Here is a 19,740-nt window from a genome sequence, read left to right as displayed (position 1 = left end):
GTCTGCTCCCTCTCCGGAAAACCTCTTGTACGGCGTACGGGAACTGTTCTACGGTGTACGTCGCTCACCCCCGTACACCGTAGAAGAACCGGAACCCCGGAAAGGGAGGACTGCATGACGGCGACGACTGCCGAGACCCCCACCGCCTCGCAGAGGCACCCGCAGCGCTGGCTGATCCTCGGCGTCATCTGCCTGGCGCAGCTCACCGTGCTGCTGGACAACACCGTCCTCAGCGTCGCGATCCCCTCCCTCACCCGGGAGCTGGACGCGTCCACGTCCGACATCCAGTGGATGATCAACGCGTACTCGCTGGTCCAGTCCGGTCTGCTGCTCACCGCGGGCAGCGCCGCCGACCGCTACGGCCGCAAGAAGATGCTGGCCGCGGGCCTCGCCCTGTTCGGCATCGGCTCGCTGGCGGCCGGCCTCGCCCAGAGCTCCTCCCAGCTCATCGCCGCCCGCGCGGGCATGGGCATCGGCGGCGCGCTGCTGATGACCACCACCCTCGCGGTGGTCGTGCAGATCTTCGACGACACGGAGCGCGTGAAGGCGATCGGCCTCTGGGCCACCATCAACTCCCTCGGGTTCGCGGCCGGTCCGCTGCTCGGCGGCTTCATGCTCGACCACTTCTGGTGGGGTTCGATCTTCCTGATCAACATCCCCGTGGCGCTGCTCGGCCTCGTCGCGGTCCTGAAGCTGGTCCCGGAGTCCAAGAACCCCCAGGGCGATCGCCCCGACCTCCTGGGCGCCCTGCTCTCGACCGTCGGCATGGCCTCGGTGGTCTACGCGATCATCTCCGGCCCCGAGCACGGCTGGACGTCGGCGCAGGTCCTGGTCTCCGCCACGGTCGGCGTGCTGGTGCTCGGCGCGTTCGCGCTCTGGGAGCTGCGCATCCCGTACCCGATGCTGGACATGCACTTCTTCCGCAACCAGCGCTTCGTCGGTGCGGTGGCGGGCGCCATCCTCGTCGCCTTCGGGCTGAGCGGTTCGCTCTTCCTCCTCACGCAGCACCTGCAGTTCGTACTCGGTTACGAGCCGCTGGAGGCCGGGCTGCGCACGGCGCCGCTCGCGGTGACCATCGTGGCCCTGAACCTGGCGGGCATCGGCGCGAAGCTGCACGCCAAGCTCGGCACGCCCGTCACGATCATGTCCGGCATGAGCCTGCTCGCCGCGGGTCTCGCGGCCATAGCGGTGCTCGGCGGCGACAACTACAACGGCCTGCTGTTCGGCCTGATCGTGATGGGCGCGGGCATCTCGCTCGCCATGCCGGCCATGGCCAACGCCATCATGAGCGCCATTCCGCCGGAGAAGGCGGGCGTGGGCGCGGGCATCAACGGCACGCTCGCGGAGTTCGGCAACGGTCTGGGCGTCGCCGTGCTCGGCGCGGTCCTCAACTCCCGTTTCGCGTCGCTCGTCGCGGTCTCCGCCGCGTCGTTCCCGGCGGCCATGGCCGCGGCGAAGTCGACGGGGGAGCGGGAGCGGATCGCCGACGCGTTCTCCTCGGGGCTTGAGACCAGCCAGCTGGTGGGCGCGGCCGCGGTGCTCGTCGGCGGCATGCTGGCTGCGGCGTTGCTGCGCAGGGCGGAGAGGGCAGACTCCGTGGGTAAGACAGCGGCATAGCATTCCCCTCCCGGGGACAACGGCTCCGGGGCCGAGGACCAACGAGGAAGGTGCGCCATGGCGAAGGCAGCCGGCCGCACGAAGAACACGGCGCGGACCAGTGTCTGGCTGCAGGCCAGGACACCCCGCGGCGGCGGCCGCAAGGGCGACCAGCCGAACGGCCTCGACCGGGAGCGCATCACCCAGGCCACGGTCCGGCTCCTGGACGCGGAGGGGCTCGACAAGTTCTCCATGCGCAGACTCGCCGGGGAACTGAACGTCACGGCGATGTCCGTCTACTGGTACGTCGACACGAAGGACGACCTCCTCGAGCTCGCCCTCGACTCGGTGTGCGGCGAGATGCGGCTCCCCGAGGCGGAGGCGTCGCCCGAGAACTGGCGCGAACAACTCCGCGAGCTGGCCGGGGAGTACCGGGCGGCGCTCATCCGCCACCCCTGGGTGTCACCGCTCGTCGGCCGCTTCCTCAACATCGGCCCCAACTGGCTGGCCTTCGCCCTCGCCATCCAGAACGCGGTGCGCAACACCGGGCTTCCCGCCTACACGCAGAACGGGGCGATCTCGGCGGTCTTCCAGTTCGTGTACGGCTTCGGCACCATCGAGGGCCACTACATCTCGCGGTGCGCGGAGGCGGGGATGAGCCAGGAGGAGTACTACCGGGAGGCGGCCGGTACGGTGCGCGACGAACTGGCCTCGCACGGGCTGCTGGAGAGTGCGGATGAGTTGATGGCGGCTCGGGAGGGGGACACGGTGGAGGAGATGTGGGAACGGGACTTCACGATTGCCCTCGACCTCATGGTCGCGGGGATCGAGTCTCTCCTTGCCAGGGGGGCCTGACCGGCCGGTCGGGGTGGGGGTTTCGAACCCGCCGCTTCGCGGCGGATGTTTCCCACCCACCCACCCGTTTGCCCCGCGACGTTTCGCGGGGGTAGGGGCGGGTGGGCGGGTGTTCCCTCGCGACGTCCCGCGGGGGTAGGGGTGGGTGGGTGGGGCTGCCCCGCGATGTCCTGCCGGGGTGGGTGGGAGGGGTGGGGAGCCCTCGCGATGTCCCCGCGGGAGTAGGGCGGGTGGGTGGGGGTGTCCTCGCGATGTTCCTGCGGGAGTAGGGCGGGTGGGGTGCCCTTGTGATGTCTCCGTGGGAGTAGGGCGGGTGGGGGTGCCCTCGCGATGTCCTGCGGAGGCGGGCGGGGGGTGGGGGTGCCCTTGCGATGTTCCTGCGGGAGTGGGGCGGGTGGGTGGGGTGCCCTTGCGATTTCGCCGCCGGAGTAGGGCGGGTGGGTGGGGGGATGGCCCGGGGTGGTCTGTGGGGGGCGGGGCTAGTTTGTTGTGTGGGTGGGGTAGAGCTGCATGTCGGCGTAGACACCCTTGATGGGGGCCGCGTCTGCGGGCCACTTGAGGGTCACCGTGTGGGTCTCGTTCGGGGGCGTCACCATGATGTGGGTCGGCGATGCGAGGCTCTTGCCGGTGGTGTCGATCTCGTAGGAGATGTTGAAGACGGCGGCGTCGCCCGGCTTGAGGGTGGTGACCCGGGGCTGGGCCCGGCCGCGCTCGATCGAGCTGGAGGTGTTGTCGGCGTCCTTGATGTCGACGCCCGCGAAACCCGTCGCCGAGCACGTGGCCGAACCCCGGTTGGTCATGGTGATGTCGATGCGGCCGGTGCTCTCGTCGGGGGCGGCGTCCTGGGCGGCGATGGTCAGGTCCGCCGTCTTGCAGGACGTGACCTTCGCCCCGGGCTTCGCGCCCCCCGCGGCCGCCTCGGTCTTGGCCCCCTCGCCGGACGAGGACGAGGACGAGGACGAGGAGGATGAGGACGTCGAAGAGGAGTTCGCGGTCTTGGAACCCTTGGACGACGCGTTCGTGCCGGAGTCGTCGCCGCCGCAGGCGGTGAGCGAGAGGGCGGCGGCGAGGCTGACGGCGGCGAGAGCGGTGATGCGGGTGTTCTTCATGGTGTCCCCCAGAAGAAGTGCGGCGTGGGTGCGGGTGCCGTGCGTGCGGTCGTAACTATTTGTAGTCCGCACCGAGTTACGGACGGCTCCCCGCGCCGTCTTCGTTCTGTCACAGGCGATGCCCTTATTGCCCTGGCGTTGCCCCAAGTGCCAGACAGGGCGTCACCTACGGCCGCCACGCCGGGCCGGGGCGGGCCCACGCCGCCCGCGCCGCCTCCGTCAGCGGCGTCAGCCCGCCTCCGGCAGCCCCTCCCCCTGCACAGCCTGAATGTCCAGTTCCACCCGCAGCGTCGTGCCGATCGCCGAGATGCCCGCCTGGACCACCTGGTTGTAGTTCATGGCGAAGTCCTCGCGGCGCAGTTCCGCCGTGGCGCGGAAGGCGGCGCGGGTGCCGCCCCACGGGTCCGCCCCGGTGCCGAGGTAGCTGAGGTCCAGGTCGACGGGGCGCACGACCCCGTGCATGCCCAGCTCGCCGTGGACCGTCCACCGGTCGGGCCCCACGGGGCTCAGCCCGCTCGACCGGTACGTGATCTCCGGGTACTGCTCGACGTCCAGGAAGTCGGCCGACTTCAGGTGACCGTCCCGCATCCCGTTCCCCGTGTCGATCGAGGCCGCCCGGATGACCGCCTCGACCCGCGACTTCTCGACGTCCTCGGCGATCTCGATGCGCCCGCCGAACTCCAGGAACCGCCCGTGCACACTGGTGATCCCGAGGTGCTGGGCTACGGCGCCCACGGTCGAGTGCGCGGGGTCGACGGTCCACGCCCCGGGCGGGGGCAGCTCCGTGCCGCCCTGCCGGGCGAGGACGACGTTGCCGACCTCGGCCCGCCCGCTGGCGGTGACGAGCGCGGTGGAGGCGACCGGCGCGTAGCCGACGGCGGTGACGATGACGGTGTACGGACCGGCCGCGAGCGCCGTCCCGTCCCGCACGACGCCTTCCGCGTCCGCGTCCGCCCGCAGCACCTGCGCCCCGGTCATGTCGGTCACCGTGACGACGGCGTGGGGCACGGCCCACCCGTCACGCGTACGGATCCGAGCGTTGAGTCCCATCCCGTTTTACTCCTTGCCGGGCTTCCGATCCGATCGGAAGCCTCACAGTCCCAGCTCACGTTCGTTCACGTTCATAGAGGCCTCACCGGCCGCGCAGAATGCGGGCGGCCCCCGGCGGCGGTGGCTGGCCGTCCCCTGCCATGAATGCCACCGCCGGCCCGGGGGCCCTCCCCACGACCGGCCCGGGGCCGCCGCCGCGCCTCCGCTCGAAGCGCGTCCGCGGCCCCGGGCCGGGGTCGGTCACTCGCCCGGGTGGGCGAGTTCGATGTCGTGGCCCTCGACGCCGCTGCCGGCGACCGTCAGGCCCGTGGCGACCGGCGGGTACCCGGTCGCGATGACCGTGTACTCCCCGCTGTCCAGGTCGGTGAAGGCGTACGCCCCGTCCGTCCCGGTGGTGGCGGTGGCGACGACGTTGCCCGCGGCGTCGACGAGCGTGACCCGCGCGTCGTTCAGCGGACCGCCACCCGCGCGCACCGTGCCGAGCACCCGTGCACCGGAGTTGAGCTCGACCTCGACCCGGGTGACCCCGGTGCCGCCGACCTCGACGGGCAGCGCGAGCGGCCGGTGGCCAGCGGCGTTCACCGCGATGGTGACGGTGCCGGGGACCAGCTCGGCGAAGGTGAACTCGCCCTGTTCGCCGGAGAGTCCGGTGGCGAGGACGTCACCGCGGACATCGGTCACGATGACCATCGCACCGCTGACGGGCAGCTTGCTGTCGGCGTCGCGCACGAGGCCGCTCAGCCCGCTGGTGCCGCTGAGGAGGATGTCGTACGACAGCGCGTCCTCGCCCACGACCACGGTCGAGGCCTGCGGCTGGAAGCCGTCGGCGGAGGCGATGAGCACGTACGAACCCGCGCCCGGGGCGTCGACGGTGTAGGCGCCGTCGCCCTGCGCGACCGAGCGGCCGAGCTGCCGTCCCCCGAGGGAGATCAGCGTGACCGCGGCCTGCGGCACGGGCGCGCTCTCGGCGCCGCGGACGAAGCCGCGTACCGGAATGCCACCGGTGATCTGCGGCAGCTCACCGGATCCCGCGCCGGGCTGCGCGGCGGACGCCGCGGCGGCGAGCCGCTGCGTGCCCTCGGGCCCGGTCTCGGTCGTCGAGGCGACGGAGGCGAGCACGGGCTGCTCGGCGGTCGTGGCGGTGGTCGCGGCAGTGTTCGCGGGAGCCGTGGCGTCGGCCGGGGCCGCACCCTCCGTGCTCTCCGCGGCCTGGGCGAGCGCGCCCGACGTCCGCAGCGGAACCTCCTTGATGAACAGCGTGATCAGGAAGGCGATCAGCGCCATCGGCGCGGCGATCAGGAAGACATCGGCGATGCCGTGCCCGTACGCGCTCTCCATCACCGTGCGGAACGGCTCCGGGATCTTGTCCAGGTCGGGGATGCCACCGCCACCGGTACCGCCGTGGCCGAACTGCGCCGCGGCCTTCGGACCGAGGTCGGTGATGCCGTCCTTGACGTAGTCGGTGATCCGCGTGGCCATGATCGCGCCCAGCGCCGAGACACCCATGGCACCGCCCAGCGAGCGGAAGAAGGTGACGACGGAGGAGGCGGCACCGAGGTCCTGCGGCTCGACCTGGTTCTGCGTGCACAGCACCAGGTTCTGCATCATCATGCCGATGCCGAGACCCATCAGGGCCATGTAGATCGCGATGTGCCAGTACTCGGTGTCGTAGCGGATGGTGCCGAGCAGACCGAGGCCCGCCGTCACCAGCAGACCACCGCTGACCAGCCACGCCTTCCACTTGCCCGTCTTGGTGATGACCTGGCCGGAGACGGTCGACGAGATGAACAGGCCGCCGATCATCGGGATCGTCATGACACCGGACATGGTCGGGGACTCGCCCCGCGCCAGCTGGAAGTACTGGCTGAAGAACACCGTGCCCGCGAACATCGCGACACCCACGAAGAGCGAGGCGAGCGAGGCGAGGGTGATGGTGCGGTTGCGGAAGAGCCGCAGCGGGATGATCGGCTCGCTCGCCCTGGACTCGACGAAGACGAAGATCAGCGCGAGCAGCACCGAGCCGCCGACCATGGCGCCGGTCTGCCACGACATCCAGTCGTACTTGTCACCGGCGAAGGTGACCCAGACGAGGAGCAGGCAGACGGCGGCGCTGATGAAGAAGGCGCCGGCCCAGTCGACCTTGACGTCGCGCTTGACGACGGGGAGCTTCAGGGTCTTCTGGAGGACGATCAGCGCGATGATCGCGAAGGGCACGCCGACGTAGAAGCACCAGCGCCAGCCGAGCCACGAGGTGTCGGTGATGACACCGCCGAGCAGCGGACCGCCGACGGTGGCGACGGCGAAGGTCGCGCCGAGGTAGCCGGAGTACCGGCCGCGCTCGCGCGGGGAGATCATCGCGGCCATCACGATCTGGGCGAGGGCGGAAAGGCCACCCACGCCGATGCCCTGCACAACGCGGCAGGCGATCAGCATCCCTGCGCTCTGCGAGAGACCGGCGACGACCGAGCCGCCGACGTAGATGATCAGGGCTATCTGTACGAGCGCCTTCTTGCTGAAGAGGTCGGACAGCTTGCCCCACAGGGGCGTCGTCGCGGTCATCGCGAGCAGCGACGCGGTGACGACCCAGGTGTAGGCGGACTGGCCGCCGCCGAGGTCGCCGATGATTTCGGGCAGGGCGTTGGAGACGATCGTCGACGAGAGGATCGCCACGAACATGCCGAGCAGCAGCCCGGACAGCGCTTCCATGATCTGCCGGTGCGTCATCGGAGCGTTCTCACCGTGGTGACCGTGGTGAGCTCCGTGCTTGGCATGGCTGCCCCGCACACCGGCTGGTGTGGTTGTTGCCATGGAATTCCTTTTCTTACGCGGGTGTACGGGTGGTCTCCGACGTGGTCTGTACGTCGTGGGGGGAAGGGGACAGCCGGGCCGAAGCCGCGCGGCAGTCCCCGAAGCTGTCACGCAGACGCGCGAGCAGCGTGCTGAGCTGGACGACCTCGTCGTCGGTCCAGTCGTGCAGGTAGTGGGTGAGCGTGCGGATGGAGAGCTCGGAGAGCTCGTCCACCTTGGCCTTGCCGCCGGTGGTGAGCCGCAGGATCCGGGACCGCTTGTCCGCGGGGTCGGGATCGCGGACGATCCACTCCTTCTCCGCGACGTGGGCGACGTGCCGGCTGGTGACCGACATGTCGACGGCGAGCAGCTCCGCGAGCCTGCTCATCCGCATCGCGCCGTGGCGGTCGAGCAGGATGAGTACGGCGGCGGATCCGGCCGGGCAGTCGTGGGGGAGCCCCCGGCCGAGGCCGCGCTTCACGGCACCGATGGCGCTGAGCTGTCGGGCCAGCTCCTCGTACTGTCGCTGCGCGGCCACGGCACCTCCTGAATATTTGTTGCTTAGGGCAACGATAGGAGCAGTTGGTTGCTGCAGGCAAACTAAAAAGGGCCCATCGGACTAAAGAGTCGGCAAAGCGTTGGGGGCCCACTTGTAAAGTCCCTGGCCAGAGGGGGTTGGGCCGATGGCGCTGGATTCGCTAGTGTCCTGCTCCATGGCACACAACCCCCAGGGCAACCCGGGCAACCCCGATCCGGCCGGCAGCACGCAGATGTTCCGCGCCTTCGTCGACGAGGCCCCGCAGGGCCGCCAGCAGCAGGCCGCGACGTCTTCGGGGCCGCGCGTCGGCCTGATCGTGGGCGTCGTTCTCGCGATCCTGGTGGTGGCGGGCGTGGCGTGGCTCGCCCTCAAGTAAGGGCACCGAACTCGACGTTTCTCCGGAGGTAGGGGCACCCCGCACCACTCGGGCCGCCCCTACCTTCGCCGCTGCATCTCCGCTTGCTACGGCTCGCCAGCTCCCCTGCGGGCGCGCTGTGGCTGGCCGCGCAGTTCCCCGCGCCCCTAGGGGGTGGGTGGTTCGGGTCTCGTTTCTCTGCGGGGGCGCTGTGGCTGGCCGCGCAGTTCCCCGCGCCCCTGAGGGAACCCGCCCTGAGCCCTACGGAATGGCCGGCCCCCAAGGGGCGCGAGGAACTGCGCGCCCAGCCACGACGCGCCCGCAGGCGAATGACGGCCTGGGGGCCCACGATCAGGGGCGCGGGGAACTGCGCGAGCAACCACGACGGGCCCGCAGGTGAATGACGGCCTGAGGGATCACGATCAGGGGCGCGGGGAACTGCGCGACTAGCCCCGATGCGCCCGCAGGTGAATGACGGCCTGAGGGACCACGGTCAGGGGCGCGGGGAACTGCGCGAGCAGTCACGACGCACCCGCAGGTGAATTGGAACCGCCCCCGGGACGGCCGGGCTAGCGCCACTTGACCGCGACGTCGCGCGTCTCGACGTGCATACCCAGCGGCACGCGCCACGCGTCCACGCACACCGGCCAGGACTCCTCCCTCTTCTGCCCGGGACCGATCGGCACCGGCAACTGCACGGTCGACTCGATCGTGGCCCAGTCGACGCCGAGCGCACCGATGATGTGCGTACCGAAGGTGACCGTCCCCGAACGGACCGGTGAGCCACCGGTGTTGCGGAAGACGACAGTCACCTTGTCGCACCAGCGCTTGTCCCCGGTCTCACGCTCGGGCTCACCGAAGCTCAGCTTCGCGGGCCCGCTCGGCGATGTACTCGGGGTTCCCGGAGCGCTCGGCGTGCCAGGCCTGTTCGGTGTGCCAGGCCTGTCAGGCGTACCCGGTGAGCTCGGCGTACCCGGTGCATCCGGCGTATCCGGGGAGTTTCTCTTCCGGTCAGGGTCCTCCGAAGGCCCCGTCGACGGGGACGTAGAGCCCCCTCCCGTACCCCTCGAAAAAGCCCCGCCCGACGACGACTTCCCCTCCGAGGCGCCCCCACGACCGCCCCTCGCCCCGCCACCGCCCGGCCCCTCAAGAGGGATCAGCCGCACGTCAGCAGTGGGGCCCACCGGCTTCTCGGGGGCCTGGGCGCCTCCCGGGGAGGAGCCCGCCGCCCCGGTGGCCACATAACCGTCCCCGCTCCCGCCGCCGCAGGCGGACAGCAGCCCGCCGAGGCACAGCGCAGCGCCCCCCGCACCGAGTATGTTCCGCACACCTCGTCGCATCGCGTCAGTGTGGCTGACGGTCCGTCAATTAGGAACCCCGTCAGCAACACCGGCCCCGTCACAGGTCGTTGCAGCCCCGCCACAGCCCCGTGGCGTCGTCAGTCCGAGATCAGGCCCTCGCGCAGCTGGGCGAGCGTCCGCGTCAGGAGGCGGGACACATGCATCTGCGAGATGCCGACCTCCTCACCGATCTGCGACTGCGTCATGTTGGCGAAGAAGCGCAGCATGATGATGCGGCGCTCGCGCGGCGGGAGTTTGGCGAGCAGCGGCTTGAGGGACTCGCGGTACTCCACGCCCTCCAGGGCCGAGTCCTCGTACCCGAGACGGTCCGCGAGGGAGCCCTCGCCGCCGTCGTCCTCGGGGGTGGGGGAGTCGAGGGAGGACGCCGTGTACGCGTTGCCGACGGCGAGGCCGTCGACGACGTCCTCCTCCGATACGCCCAGCGCGATGGCCAGTTCGGGCACGGTCGGCGAGCGGTCGAGCCGCTGGGCGAGCTCGTCGCTGGTCTTCGTGAGCGCGAGCCGCAGCTCCTGGAGGCGGCGCGGCACCCGCACCGACCAACTGGTGTCCCGGAAGAAGCGCTTGATCTCACCGACGACCGTCGGCATCGCGAACGTCGGGAATTCCACGCCCCGTTCGCAGTCGAAACGGTCGATCGCCTTGATCAGGCCGATGGTGCCGACCTGGACGATGTCCTCCATCGGTTCGTTGCGGCTGCGGAAGCGGGCCGCGGCGTACCGCACGAGGGGGAGGTTGAGCTCGATGAGCGTGTCCCGTACATAGACACGCTCCGGGCTGTCCTGGGCGAGCGTGGCGAGCCGCAGGAAGAGGGAGCGGGACAGGGTCCGGGTGTCGATGGCTTCCGAAGCCGGTGAGCTGTGAAGCGCGTCGGGCGCGGACTCGCTCGGGCTCTTGGTGAGCGTGAGCGTGAGCACCTTCGAGCTGCCCTGGTCTGCGGACATGCCACCCCCTTGAGGTCGCGGACGGTCGCGGCGGGCGCTCCCGTCGGAGGAACGCAGCCTCCACCTGAATACCGGAGGTGGGGCTACGGCAAACGCGGTTCCAGCAGAATGTCACATGTCGGCAACGCGCTGTAGTTACTTGTCGACAAACGAGGGTGACATCCGTGCAGGAAAGAGGGGGTCTGTGCCATTTCAGCAAAGAGTGCCGTCGGGAAGAGCTCCGGCGGCACTCCACTCGATACGGTTACGCCTCGATCCGATTTGCGGACCGAAGGCGCGCGAAGCTTCTGGCGAGCAGTCTCGACACATGCATCTGGGAAACGCCCAATTCCGCGCTGATCTGTGACTGCGTCAGATTGCTGTAGTAGCGGAGGAGCAGGATCCGCTGTTCGCGCTCGGGCAGTTGGACCAGGAGGTGGCGTACGAGGTCGCGGTGTTCGACGCCGTCGAGCGCGGGGTCCTCGTAGCCGAGCCGGTCGAGCAGGCCGGGCAGTCCGTCGCCCTCCTGGGCCGCCTCCAGCGACGTCGCGTGGTACGAGCGGCCGGCCTCGATGCAGGCGAGCACCTCGTCCTCGGTGATGCGCAGCCGCTCGGCGATCTCCGAGGTCGTCGGCGAGCGCCCGAAGGCGGTGGTGAGGTCCTCGGTGGCCCCCGTCACCTGCACCCACAGCTCGTGCAGCCGCCGCGGTACGTGGACCGTGCGTACGTTGTCGCGGAAGTACCGCTTGATCTCACCGACCACGGTCGGCATCGCGAAGGTCGGGAACTGCACCCCGCGCTCCGGGTCGAACCGGTCGATGGCGTTGATGAGCCCGATGGTGCCGACCTGGACGACGTCCTCCATCGGCTCGTTGCGGCTGCGGAAGCGTGCGGCCGCGTACCGCACGAGCGGCAGGTTGGCCTCGATGAGCGCGCCGCGCACCCGGCCGTGCTCGGGGCTGCCCGGCTCCAGCTCCTTGAGCTGGCCGAAGAGCACCTGGGTCAGGGCACGGGTGTCGGCACCCCGGGTACTTCCGGAGCTCGGGGTGCTTCCAGAGCTCGGGGTGCTTCCGGAACCCTGCGTACTTCCGGTGTTCTGGGCGGTTCTCGCGGGCGGCGCTTCGGGCGCAGTACTGGCCGGCACGGTCAACGCCACCCCTTCTCAGACAGGCACTGTCAGTCAGGCACAGTCAAGCTCGGTCGACGCTCGGTCGACCTCGGTCAACTCATCCGTCAAAAGCGGTCATAGCATCACAAGACATGTGCACTGTGTGCAAGCACCTGATAACTACGTGTTGAGGGCAAGTTGGGGTGTACGACGCCGAACGGCCCCGCACCATCGCGGTGCGGGGCCGTTCGGCGGGCGGGGCGGGGCGGCGGGGCGGCCGCCTCAGAACTCGTAGTCCGCGATCACCCACGTGGCGAACTCGCGCCACAGCGCGACGCCCGCCTGGTGGGCCGGGTGCTCGATGTACCGCTTCAGTGCATCGGTGTCCTCGACCGCCGAGTTGATGGCGAAGTCGTACGCGATGGGGCGGTCGGTGATGTTCCAGTCGCACTCCCAGAACGTGAGCTCCGGGATCTGCTCGCCGAGGGCGCGGAAGGCCTTGACGCCCTCGACCACGCGCGGCTCGTCGCGCCGCACGCCGTCGTTGAGCTTGAAGAGGACCAGATGGCGGATCACGGGCACTCCTTGGAGAGGGCTGGGGCCGGGCCGCGCCGGCGGCCCGGGCGGCCGCTCAGTCCTTGCCTCCGTTGGCGACCCACGTCATGAAGTCACCGATGCTCTGAGCGCCGCTCGAAATGCCTTCGAACCCTATCTGCACGTAGTCGGCGGCTTTGGCGGGGTCGGTGATGATCACGTAGAGCACGAAGACGACCACCGCGAAGAGGCCGAGCTTCTTCCACTGCACTGCCACGATCTGGCCTCCCCTTGCCGTGCCCCGTGTGACCCCTGTGACGGCGGCGAGTCTAACCCGGACGGTACTGACGGGGCTTTTAGGGACCAACGGCCCGGCAGCAGAGGCCCTTTGCCCGCGCTCCGCGGACGGCGCGGGGACGCAGGATGGGTGGTGAGCCCGGCGGATCTGGCAGGAGTCCGCGGGGCCAGGGACCGGCCCCACTGCGGGGTCCGCGCCGTCCGCTTCCCCCCGACGGCGGCGTCGACTTGAGGGCCTGGTTCTCGTCGGGGGAAGCGGCTGTCCCCCCGATGCCGCTTCCCCCGCCCATACTCAGGGAACGGCGAAGGGGAACGACGAACGGGAACGACGAAGGGCCCGACCAGCTCGGCTGGTCGGGCCCTTTCGTATCAAGAGCGGTAGCGGTGGGATTTGAACCCACGGAAGGGGGTTACCCTTCACTCGCTTTCGAGGCGAGCTCCTTCGGCCGCTCGGACACGCTACCGAGAGGAACTCTAGCCCAAAGTGGCCCGCGGACAGAAATCCGTACTTCAGCGGTTGCGGAAGAAGTCCGTCAGCCGGGCCGCGCACTCGTCCGCGAGAACACCGTTGATGACCTCGGGCCGGTGGTTGAGCCTTCTGTCGCGCACGACGTCCCAGAGCGAGCCCGCCGCGCCGGCCTTCTCGTCCCGCGCTCCATAGACGACCCGGTCCACGCGGGACTGCACGAGCGCGCCCGCGCACATCGTGCACGGCTCCAGCGTCACGACGAGCGTGCAGCCGGTCAGCCGCCACTCCCCGGTCGCGGCGGCGGCCCTGCGCAGGGCGAGCACCTCCGCGTGCGCGGTGGGGTCGCCGACCGCCTCGCGTTCGTTGTGTCCCGTGGCGAGCACCGTCGTGCCGTCCGGGGACAGCACGACGGCGCCGACGGGGACGTCACCGCCCTCGACGGCGCGCTCGGCCTCGGCCAGAGCGAGCCGCATGGGCGCCCGCCAGCGGTCGCGTACGGGATCGTTCTCGGTGATGCGGTCGGTGATGTGGTCAGTGATGCGGTCGGTGGTGTGGTCGGTCGGGTCGGTCACACGGGGAACCTAGCGGACGGTCTCGAGCACCTCCGCCGCGCCGAGGACGTCGGCGATGTCGTTGAGCGCGTCGCCGGCCTCCAGACCGAGCAGATCCTTCTCCGGCACGCCGAGGTCGGCGAGGATCTCCGTGTCCCCGAGCGGCCCGGCCGGCACTCCCGACGTACCGGGTGCGTCGTCGTCGGCGTCCGGCTCGGCGTCGGACGCCTCCGGTTCGCCGTCCTCCGTGCCGTCGAGATCGAGGGCGTCCAGGTCGACGGCCTCCTCGTCGTCGGGGTCGCGGCCGAGCATCTCGGCGGTGAGCAGGATCTCCCCGTACGAGCTGCGGGCGGCCGCGGCCGCGTCCGAGACGTAGATACGGGGGTCTTCCTCCCCGTCCACGCGGACGACGCCGAACCACGCGTCTTCCTGTTCGATGAAGACGAGCACTGTGTCGTCGTCGTAATCGGCTGTGGCTTCGCGGGCCAGGTCGGCCAGATCCGACAGGGTCTCCACATCGTCGAGCTCCGTGTCGCTCGCTTCCCACCCGTCTTCGGTGCGCGCGAGCAGTGCGGCGAAGTACACCGTGACTCTCCCACTGGTCATAGGCAGTGCCGGTTGGCGGTTTGGGGTCCCCCCGGCGAGGTCGGGGAGCGGGGAGTGCAGGTGCCAAGCCCCGCCCATTCGGAATCGTGGCAGAAACGGCGCCGTCAGGAGAGGTCTTCCGGCCGCTGTGTTCCGCGTCGCGTTTTTCCCCGGCTCCCGCGGGCCCGTCGCCGGGCGGGCGGCTACCAGCGGAACGTACGCATGCGCATCTGCTGTCGCATGCGTGCCGCCCGGGCGCGGCGCGGCTTCACCCGGTCGCGGAGCTCGATGGCCTCGGCGCGTTCGCGCAGGAACTGGGCGCGGCGTCTGCGACGCTCGGCGTCGGTCTCGTCATCCGGTTTGCGCTCCACCATGGGCCACACCACCTCAGTCCGTACGTCCCCACCTTCCCTCCGTCGGCGGCATTGATGCCCGTGATGTGCGAGTGAGCTGCCGGTGACCTGCCAGTGGGCTGCCGATGGGCCGCCGACGAGGAGGGAGTGGCTCCGCGCCCGGTTACTGTTGATGCCATGCGGATCCACGTCGTCGACCACCCGCTGGTGGCGCACAAACTCACCACGCTGCGCGACAAGCGCACCGACTCCCCGACCTTCCGGCGCCTCGCCGACGAGCTGGTCACCCTGCTCGCGTACGAGGCCACCCGGGACGTGCGCACCGAGCAGGTCGACATCGAGACCCCGGTGGTCGGGACGACCGGCGTGAAGCTGTCGCACCCGCGCCCGCTGGTGGTGCCGATCCTGCGTGCCGGTCTCGGCATGCTCGACGGCATGGTCCGGCTGCTGCCGACCGCCGAGGTCGGCTTCCTCGGCATGATCCGCAACGAGGAGACCCTGGAGGCCTCCACGTACGCGACGCGCATGCCGGAGGACCTCTCCGGGCGTCAGGTGTACGTCCTGGACCCCATGCTCGCCACCGGCGGCACGCTGGTCGCGGCGATCCGGGAGCTCATCAAGCGCGGCGCCGACGACGTGACCGCCGTGGTGCTCCTCGCCGCCCCCGAGGGTGTCGAGATCATGGAGCGCGAGCTGGCGGGCACGCCGGTGACGGTCGTGACGGCCTCGGTCGACGAGCGGCTCAACGAGCAGGGCTACATCGTGCCGGGCCTCGGCGACGCGGGCGACCGGATGTACGGGACGGCGGAGTAGCTTCCGTCGTGCGGGGACGGCGGAGCAGCTCCGCCGTTCTCGTGGCCGGGCGGGTGTCCGGCTAGCAGTTCTTCTTGCCGGACGGCTTGGACGTCGGCTCGGGCTTGGCCAGTGCGGCCAGGGCCTTGTCGGCGTCCTCCTTTTTGGCCAGGTTCTTGAACCGGGTGCCGATGACCAGGTCGACCTCGCCGCCCTTGCGGCCGTCGGCCTTGCGCTCGGCGCCCGCGAGCTGGGTGCCGAGGACCGGGAGCGCGGTGTCGGCGGCCGCCCTGGCGCCGAGCAGCAGCCCGGTGCCCTCGACCTTCTTGTCGTACTCCTTGGTCGCGTTCCCGACCTTGCCGATGGCGAAGCCGCGCTTCTTGAGTTCGTCGGCGGTCTTCTTGGCGAGGCCGGCGCGGGGCGTGGCGTTGAAGACGTTGACGGTGATCTGGCCCGGCCGGGGCAGCGGCTTCGGCTTCGCGGCTTGGGCGGGGCCGGCGGGCGCGCGGTCGCGGTCGCAGTCGCCGCTCGCGCGGGCGGCGGCCGACGCCTTGTCGCCGCCGGTGAAGACGTCGATGAGCTGCAGGGTGCCCCAGCCGATCAGCCCCACCACCACGGTGGCCGCGACGACCGCGAGCGCGATCCTGCGGCGACCGCTCGGGCGGCGCATCCGTGGGTACTTGTCCCCCGTGATGCGGTACGGGCCGCCCATGTCGGGGGGTGTGAGCATGCTCATGGGCGCAGCGTAGTGCTGCGGGGCGGCGATGCCTACTAAATGATCATTGCCCGGTGCTCAGCGCACCCGAAAGGGTCAATGCGGGCCCGGGGAACCGCTCGGGCGGGGAGCGGGCGTGTCAGCCCAGTTCGAGCACGCGCGCGTGGAGGACCTGGCGCTGCTGGAGCGCGGCGCGGACCGCGCGGTGCAGTCCGTCCTCCAGATAGAGGTCGCCCTGCCACTTCACGACGTGCGCGAAGAGGTCGCCGTAGAACGTGGAGTCCTCGGCGAGCAGTGTCTCGAGGTCGAGCTGGCCCTTGGTCGTCACGAGCTGATCGAGGCGGACCGGGCGCGGCGCGACGTCCGCCCACTGCCGGGTGCTTTCCCGGCCGTGGTCGGGGTACGGCCGGCCGTTTCCGATGCGCTTGAAGATCACACGGAAAGCCTACCGGGCAAGGCTCTCCGGGCGCAGCCATGGCGACGGAGTGCGAGCCTGGGAAATGCCGCCTTAAATCGGCTCAAAACGGAAACACGTCAGCCGGAACAGGGGCCGAAGTGAGCGAGAGCCAGCCGATTCCGTCCATGCCGGATCATGCGAACCGCCCGAACGAGTCTCCGTCGGCCGGGGGAGTGACGAGCGGACGCGAAAGTTCCGATGGGGCGGCAGGGAGTGCCGAGGTCGGAAGTGCCGACGTCGGGAACGCCGACGCCGGAACCGCGCTGCCCGAGGAGGCCTCGGAGATCGCCGCCGGGTACGCCTTCGCGGGCCCCGCTCTCGAACTGGGAGCGCTGCTGTGGGACGGGCGGTGCCGCGCCGACGCGCAGGTCCGCGTCCCCCTCCCCATGCTCAACCGCCACGGTCTCGTCGCCGGCGCCACCGGCACGGGCAAGACGAAGACCCTCCAGCTCATCGCCGAGCAGCTAGCCGCGCGGGGCGTGCCCGTGTTCCTCGCCGACATCAAGGGCGACGTCTCCGGTATCTCGGCCCCCGGCGAGGCAAGTGACCGGGTCGCGGAGCGGGCGCGGGACGTGGGGCAGGAGTGGCGGGCGACCGGGTTCCCGAGCGAGTTCTACGCGCTCGGGGGCATCGGCACCGGGATCCCGGTCCGGGCCACCGTCACCAGCTTCGGCCCCATACTGCTCTCGAAGGTGCTCCAGCTCAACCGGACCCAGGAGCAGTCCCTCGCCCTGATCTTCCACTACGCCGACCAGAAGGGCCTCGAACTGGTCGACTTGAAGGATCTGCGGGCCGTCGTCACCTTCCTGACCTCCGACGAGGGCAAGCCGGAGCTCAAGGGCGTCGGAGGCCTCTCGTCCGCCACGGCCGGCGTCATCCTGCGGTCGCTCACCGCCTTCGAGGCGCAGGGAATGGCCGACTTCTTCGGAGAGCCGGAGTTCGACACGGGCGAGTTCCTGCGGCTGGCGCCGGACGGGCGCGGCCTGGTGTCCGTCCTGGAACTGGCCGGCGTACAGAACAAGCCGCACCTCTTCTCGACGTTCCTGATGTGGCTGCTCGCCGACCTCTACAACGACCTGCCCGAGGTGGGCGACGTGGAGAAGCCGAAGCTCGTCTTCTTCTTCGACGAGGCGCACCTCCTCTTCAACGGCGCCTCGAAGGCCTTCCTCGAAGCCGTCACGCAGACCGTGCGGCTCATCCGGTCCAAGGGCGTCGGTGTCTTCTTCGTGACGCAGACGCCGAAGGACGTGCCCGCGGACGTGCTCGGGCAGCTCGGCAACCGGGTGCAGCACGCGCTGCGGGCGTTCACTCCCGACGACCAGAAGGCGCTGAAGGCGACGGTACGGACGTTTCCCGACTCGGCGTACGACCTGGAGGAGGTCCTGACCGGCCTCGGTACGGGCGAGGCCGTGATCACCGTACTCAGCGAGAAGGGCGCACCGACCCCCGTCGCGGCGACGCGGCTGCGCGCCCCCGAGTCGCTGATGGCACCCGTGGAGGCGGACGCGCTGGCCCGGGCGGTGCGGGAGTCGCCGCTGTACGAGCGGTACGCGGACGCGGTCGACCGCGAGTCGGCGTACGAGAAGCTGACGGCCAGGCAGGCCGAGCCGCCGCAGGCCCCGCAGGCGCCCCCACGGCCGAAGCCGCAGGGGTCCGGGTCCAAGTCCGGGCCCGGTTCCGTCGTGGAGCAGGTGATGGAGAGCGGGATGTTCAAGTCCCTGCTGCGGTCCATGGGGACGCAGATCGGCCGGGAGATCTCGCGCTCGGTGTTCGGGACGGCTCGGCGCAGACGCTGACCGGCGGGGCGCCTTGAGCGTCTGTGTCTGTGTCTGCGTCTGCGCCGGGGCCGGGGGGTGTCAGGCGTCGCTTGAGTGCTGGTGCTGGTGCTGGTGCTGGTGTTGCTGCTGCAGGTCCTGCTGGCGGTGGTGGTCCTCGTCCTGCTCGGCGGGTGCGGTGCGGCGGGCGGGTTCGTGGGGTGCGGTGCGTGCGGCTTCCGCACGGAGGAGGGCCTGCAGGGCCGCGTAGGGGTCCATGGGCATGGGAACGTCCTTCGATCTGCGCTGGAGTGCTGGTGCTGTGCTGGTGGGGGTGGGGAGGGCGTGTGCCGCCCTGTCCTGTCAGCAGCGCAGGACCGCTGTGCGCGGGGTCGGGACGTGCGGGTGGAGGCCGCGGGGGCGCGGGGCGGGCGGGGTGGCGCGCCGGGCCGGAAACGGGGCGTGGGGGCGCGCGGTGGGCAGGCGTGTGGCGTGCCGGGTGGGGAGACGCAGCGCCGTCTCGGTGGCGTCCTGCTGGACCTCGCCGCCGATCTCCGCGGCGAGGGCGGCCGGGGGAGGCGGGCTCGCCTGGGCGGCGGGGGCGGTGGCGAGTGTGGCGAGGAGGAGCGCGAGGAGGGTGAGCAGTGCGCGGGGCCACGTGGGGCGCAGACGTGGCGGATCCGGAACGCTCATGCAGGGCATTTCCCCGCCCGCGCCGCGCGCGGACCGCCATACGCCGAGATCCGCTCGCTTGGACTACGACCGCAGGCGGTACAACCTCTGGTCGGGGGAAGCCCCTACTTCGCCTTCGCCGACGAGGCCTTCGCCGCGGCCTTCAGCTCCTGCTTGTGGGCGCGGACCTTCCGGAGCGATTCCGGGCCCGTGATGTCCGCGACCGAGCGGTACGCCTTGGGGGCGCCGTAGTCGCCCGCGGCCTCGCGCCAGCCCTTGGGGTGGACGCCCAGCTGCTTGCCGAGGAGGGCGAGGAAGATCTGGGCCTTCTGCTTCCCGAAGCCGGGGAGGTCGTTCAGACGCTTGAGGAGTTCGTCGCCGGTGGCGGCATCCTGCCAGAGGGCCGTGGGATCGCCGTCGTAGTGGTCGACCAGGTACTGGCAGAGTTGCTGGATCCGCTTGGCCATCGAGCCCGGGTAGCGGTGGACGGCCGGTTTCGTGGCGAGGATCGCGGCGAAGGCCTCGGGGTCGTACGCCGCGATGTCGTGGGCGTCCAGGTCGTCCGCACCCAGGCGCTCGGCGATCGTGTGCGGTCCCGCGAACGCCCACTCCATGGGGACCTGCTGGTCCAGGAGCATGCCGACCAGCGCTGCCAGCGGACTGCGGCCGAGGAGCTCGTCGGCGGCCGGCTCCTGTGCGAGGTGAAGGGTCACGTCCATGGCTCGATGATCCCTCGCGGGCGGGCCCGTCGCAGCGCGCGGGAAAATCCGGATGCGGGCGCTCCAGGGGATTCGTTAGCGTGGAAGGCATGTCTACGCCCCGCATTTCCTAGCCAGGACACACGACTCCACGCCACCCGTGTGTCCATTCGCTATTGCGGAG

General features: G+C 70.5%; 22 protein-coding genes and 1 tRNA gene. 5 read left to right on the top strand and 18 right to left on the bottom strand.

Features of this window, described 5'->3' with window-relative positions; genetic code table 11:
* Window positions 1–114 precede the first annotated feature (114 nt).
* Both ACZ56E_RS26695 and ACZ56E_RS26690 read left to right on the top strand, forming a co-directional pair.
* Window positions 115–1,617 carry a DHA2 family efflux MFS transporter permease subunit gene (locus ACZ56E_RS26695; RefSeq protein WP_471217963.1) on the top strand — a complete coding sequence of 501 codons (1,503 nt, stop codon included), beginning with the start codon at window positions 115–117 and terminating at the stop codon, window positions 1,615–1,617.
* A gap of 57 nt (window positions 1,618–1,674) precedes the next feature.
* Window positions 1,675–2,451, top strand: a complete 777-nt coding sequence (locus tag ACZ56E_RS26690; protein ID WP_471217961.1) for a TetR/AcrR family transcriptional regulator — start codon at window positions 1,675–1,677, stop codon at window positions 2,449–2,451.
* Between the two features lie 479 nt (window positions 2,452–2,930).
* Here ACZ56E_RS26690 and ACZ56E_RS26685 read toward each other — a convergent pair whose 3' ends face one another.
* The 4 genes from ACZ56E_RS26685 to ACZ56E_RS26670 form a co-directional block, all read right to left on the bottom strand.
* Complete coding sequence (locus tag ACZ56E_RS26685) at window positions 2,931–3,632, bottom strand: DUF4232 domain-containing protein (RefSeq protein ID WP_471217960.1); 702 nt, start codon at window positions 3,630–3,632, stop codon at window positions 2,931–2,933.
* 156 nt (window positions 3,633–3,788) lie between these two features.
* On the bottom strand, window positions 3,789–4,610 hold the full coding sequence (locus ACZ56E_RS26680; RefSeq protein WP_471217958.1) for a YceI family protein: 822 nt from the start codon (window positions 4,608–4,610) through the stop codon (window positions 3,789–3,791).
* Between the two features lie 240 nt (window positions 4,611–4,850).
* Window positions 4,851–7,334: an MFS transporter gene (locus ACZ56E_RS26675; RefSeq protein ID WP_471217955.1), complete on the bottom strand. Its 2,484-nt coding sequence runs from the start codon at window positions 7,332–7,334 to the stop codon at window positions 4,851–4,853.
* Window positions 7,335–7,431: 97 nt separating this feature from the next.
* Window positions 7,432–7,935: a MarR family winged helix-turn-helix transcriptional regulator gene (locus ACZ56E_RS26670; RefSeq protein WP_468091561.1), complete on the bottom strand. Its 504-nt coding sequence runs from the start codon at window positions 7,933–7,935 to the stop codon at window positions 7,432–7,434.
* Between the two features lie 175 nt (window positions 7,936–8,110).
* Between ACZ56E_RS26670 and ACZ56E_RS26665 the strand changes: the two genes are divergently transcribed.
* A complete protein-coding gene (locus ACZ56E_RS26665; RefSeq protein ID WP_468607068.1) occupies window positions 8,111–8,311 on the top strand; it encodes a hypothetical protein in 201 nt (66 codons plus the stop codon).
* 548 nt (window positions 8,312–8,859) lie between these two features.
* Here the strand turns inward: ACZ56E_RS26665 and ACZ56E_RS26660 are convergent.
* The 9 genes from ACZ56E_RS26660 to ACZ56E_RS26620 all read right to left on the bottom strand — a co-directional run bounded on the left by ACZ56E_RS26660 (window position 8,860) and on the right by ACZ56E_RS26620 (window position 14,489).
* Complete coding sequence (locus ACZ56E_RS26660) at window positions 8,860–9,102, bottom strand: hypothetical protein (RefSeq protein ID WP_471217953.1); 243 nt, start codon at window positions 9,100–9,102, stop codon at window positions 8,860–8,862.
* 626 nt (window positions 9,103–9,728) lie between these two features.
* Window positions 9,729–10,592 carry an RNA polymerase sigma factor SigF gene (locus ACZ56E_RS26655; protein WP_398301643.1) on the bottom strand — a complete coding sequence of 288 codons (864 nt, stop codon included), beginning with the start codon at window positions 10,590–10,592 and terminating at the stop codon, window positions 9,729–9,731.
* Between the two features lie 244 nt (window positions 10,593–10,836).
* Window positions 10,837–11,727 (bottom strand): RNA polymerase sigma factor SigF, encoded by an 891-nt coding sequence (locus ACZ56E_RS26650; protein WP_471217951.1) that lies wholly within the window; start codon window positions 11,725–11,727, stop codon window positions 10,837–10,839.
* A 234-nt stretch (window positions 11,728–11,961) separates the two neighbouring features.
* Window positions 11,962–12,255 (bottom strand): Dabb family protein, encoded by a 294-nt coding sequence (locus tag ACZ56E_RS26645; RefSeq protein WP_030780402.1) that lies wholly within the window; start codon window positions 12,253–12,255, stop codon window positions 11,962–11,964.
* A 55-nt stretch (window positions 12,256–12,310) separates the two neighbouring features.
* Entirely contained in the window at window positions 12,311–12,490 is a 180-nt protein-coding gene (locus tag ACZ56E_RS26640) for a hypothetical protein (protein ID WP_471217949.1), read from the bottom strand.
* Between the two features lie 396 nt (window positions 12,491–12,886).
* A tRNA-Ser gene (locus ACZ56E_RS26635) sits at window positions 12,887–12,974 on the bottom strand.
* A gap of 46 nt (window positions 12,975–13,020) precedes the next feature.
* A complete protein-coding gene (gene tadA / locus ACZ56E_RS26630; RefSeq protein ID WP_471218386.1) occupies window positions 13,021–13,452 on the bottom strand; it encodes a tRNA adenosine(34) deaminase TadA in 432 nt (143 codons plus the stop codon).
* Between the two features lie 108 nt (window positions 13,453–13,560).
* On the bottom strand, window positions 13,561–14,115 hold the full coding sequence (locus tag ACZ56E_RS26625; RefSeq protein WP_468607062.1) for a tRNA adenosine deaminase-associated protein: 555 nt from the start codon (window positions 14,113–14,115) through the stop codon (window positions 13,561–13,563).
* Between the two features lie 203 nt (window positions 14,116–14,318).
* A complete protein-coding gene (locus tag ACZ56E_RS26620) occupies window positions 14,319–14,489 on the bottom strand; it encodes a hypothetical protein (protein ID WP_468607060.1) in 171 nt (56 codons plus the stop codon).
* A 156-nt stretch (window positions 14,490–14,645) separates the two neighbouring features.
* Between ACZ56E_RS26620 and upp the strand changes: the two genes are divergently transcribed.
* Window positions 14,646–15,281, top strand: a complete 636-nt coding sequence (gene upp / locus ACZ56E_RS26615; RefSeq protein ID WP_447038695.1) for a uracil phosphoribosyltransferase — start codon at window positions 14,646–14,648, stop codon at window positions 15,279–15,281.
* A gap of 61 nt (window positions 15,282–15,342) precedes the next feature.
* Here upp and ACZ56E_RS26610 read toward each other — a convergent pair whose 3' ends face one another.
* Both ACZ56E_RS26610 and ACZ56E_RS26605 read right to left on the bottom strand, forming a co-directional pair.
* A complete protein-coding gene (locus tag ACZ56E_RS26610) occupies window positions 15,343–15,996 on the bottom strand; it encodes a LytR C-terminal domain-containing protein (RefSeq protein WP_471217946.1) in 654 nt (217 codons plus the stop codon).
* A 118-nt stretch (window positions 15,997–16,114) separates the two neighbouring features.
* Window positions 16,115–16,411 carry a type II toxin-antitoxin system VapB family antitoxin gene (locus ACZ56E_RS26605; RefSeq protein ID WP_003955420.1) on the bottom strand — a complete coding sequence of 99 codons (297 nt, stop codon included), beginning with the start codon at window positions 16,409–16,411 and terminating at the stop codon, window positions 16,115–16,117.
* 146 nt (window positions 16,412–16,557) lie between these two features.
* On the opposite strand from ACZ56E_RS26605, the gene ACZ56E_RS26600 reads away from it, so the two are divergent.
* Window positions 16,558–18,228: a helicase HerA-like domain-containing protein gene (locus ACZ56E_RS26600; protein WP_471217944.1), complete on the top strand. Its 1,671-nt coding sequence runs from the start codon at window positions 16,558–16,560 to the stop codon at window positions 18,226–18,228.
* 60 nt (window positions 18,229–18,288) lie between these two features.
* On the opposite strand, the gene ACZ56E_RS26595 is transcribed toward ACZ56E_RS26600, so the two are convergent.
* From ACZ56E_RS26595 to ACZ56E_RS26585, 3 genes are all read right to left on the bottom strand, one after another.
* Window positions 18,289–18,471 (bottom strand): hypothetical protein, encoded by a 183-nt coding sequence (locus ACZ56E_RS26595; protein WP_471217942.1) that lies wholly within the window; start codon window positions 18,469–18,471, stop codon window positions 18,289–18,291.
* A 78-nt stretch (window positions 18,472–18,549) separates the two neighbouring features.
* A complete protein-coding gene (locus ACZ56E_RS26590) occupies window positions 18,550–18,879 on the bottom strand; it encodes a hypothetical protein (protein WP_471217940.1) in 330 nt (109 codons plus the stop codon).
* A gap of 104 nt (window positions 18,880–18,983) precedes the next feature.
* Complete coding sequence (locus ACZ56E_RS26585; RefSeq protein WP_471217938.1) at window positions 18,984–19,577, bottom strand: HhH-GPD-type base excision DNA repair protein; 594 nt, start codon at window positions 19,575–19,577, stop codon at window positions 18,984–18,986.
* Window positions 19,578–19,740: the final 163 nt, after the last annotated feature.

Source organism: Streptomyces sp. NPDC039480, assembly GCF_055597165.1.
Note: the sequence above shows the minus strand (reverse complement) of the source record. Positions and strands in the feature narration are given on the sequence as shown.

What these genes read in the sequence shown, in the direction of transcription:
- ACZ56E_RS26595 (WP_471217942.1), bottom strand. Translation starts at nt 18,471, where the DNA reads ATGCCCATGGACCCCTACGCGGCCCTGCAGGCCCTCCTCCGTGCGGAA.
- upp (WP_447038695.1), top strand. Translation starts at nt 14,646, where the DNA reads ATGCGGATCCACGTCGTCGACCACCCGCTGGTGGCGCACAAACTCACC.
- ACZ56E_RS26655 (WP_398301643.1), bottom strand. Translation starts at nt 10,592, where the DNA reads ATGTCCGCAGACCAGGGCAGCTCGAAGGTGCTCACGCTCACGCTCACC.
- ACZ56E_RS26600 (WP_471217944.1), top strand. Translation starts at nt 16,558, where the DNA reads ATGCCGGATCATGCGAACCGCCCGAACGAGTCTCCGTCGGCCGGGGGA.
- ACZ56E_RS26695 (WP_471217963.1), top strand. Translation starts at nt 115, where the DNA reads ATGACGGCGACGACTGCCGAGACCCCCACCGCCTCGCAGAGGCACCCG.
- ACZ56E_RS26620 (WP_468607060.1), bottom strand. Translation starts at nt 14,489, where the DNA reads ATGGTGGAGCGCAAACCGGATGACGAGACCGACGCCGAGCGTCGCAGA.
- ACZ56E_RS26610 (WP_471217946.1), bottom strand. Translation starts at nt 15,996, where the DNA reads ATGAGCATGCTCACACCCCCCGACATGGGCGGCCCGTACCGCATCACG.
- ACZ56E_RS26585 (WP_471217938.1), bottom strand. Translation starts at nt 19,577, where the DNA reads ATGGACGTGACCCTTCACCTCGCACAGGAGCCGGCCGCCGACGAGCTC.
- tadA (WP_471218386.1), bottom strand. Translation starts at nt 13,452, where the DNA reads ATGCGGCTCGCTCTGGCCGAGGCCGAGCGCGCCGTCGAGGGCGGTGAC.
- ACZ56E_RS26590 (WP_471217940.1), bottom strand. Translation starts at nt 18,879, where the DNA reads ATGAGCGTTCCGGATCCGCCACGTCTGCGCCCCACGTGGCCCCGCGCA.
- ACZ56E_RS26665 (WP_468607068.1), top strand. Translation starts at nt 8,111, where the DNA reads ATGGCACACAACCCCCAGGGCAACCCGGGCAACCCCGATCCGGCCGGC.
- ACZ56E_RS26675 (WP_471217955.1), bottom strand. Translation starts at nt 7,334, where the DNA reads ATGACGCACCGGCAGATCATGGAAGCGCTGTCCGGGCTGCTGCTCGGC.
- ACZ56E_RS26690 (WP_471217961.1), top strand. Translation starts at nt 1,675, where the DNA reads ATGGCGAAGGCAGCCGGCCGCACGAAGAACACGGCGCGGACCAGTGTC.
- ACZ56E_RS26680 (WP_471217958.1), bottom strand. Translation starts at nt 4,610, where the DNA reads ATGGGACTCAACGCTCGGATCCGTACGCGTGACGGGTGGGCCGTGCCC.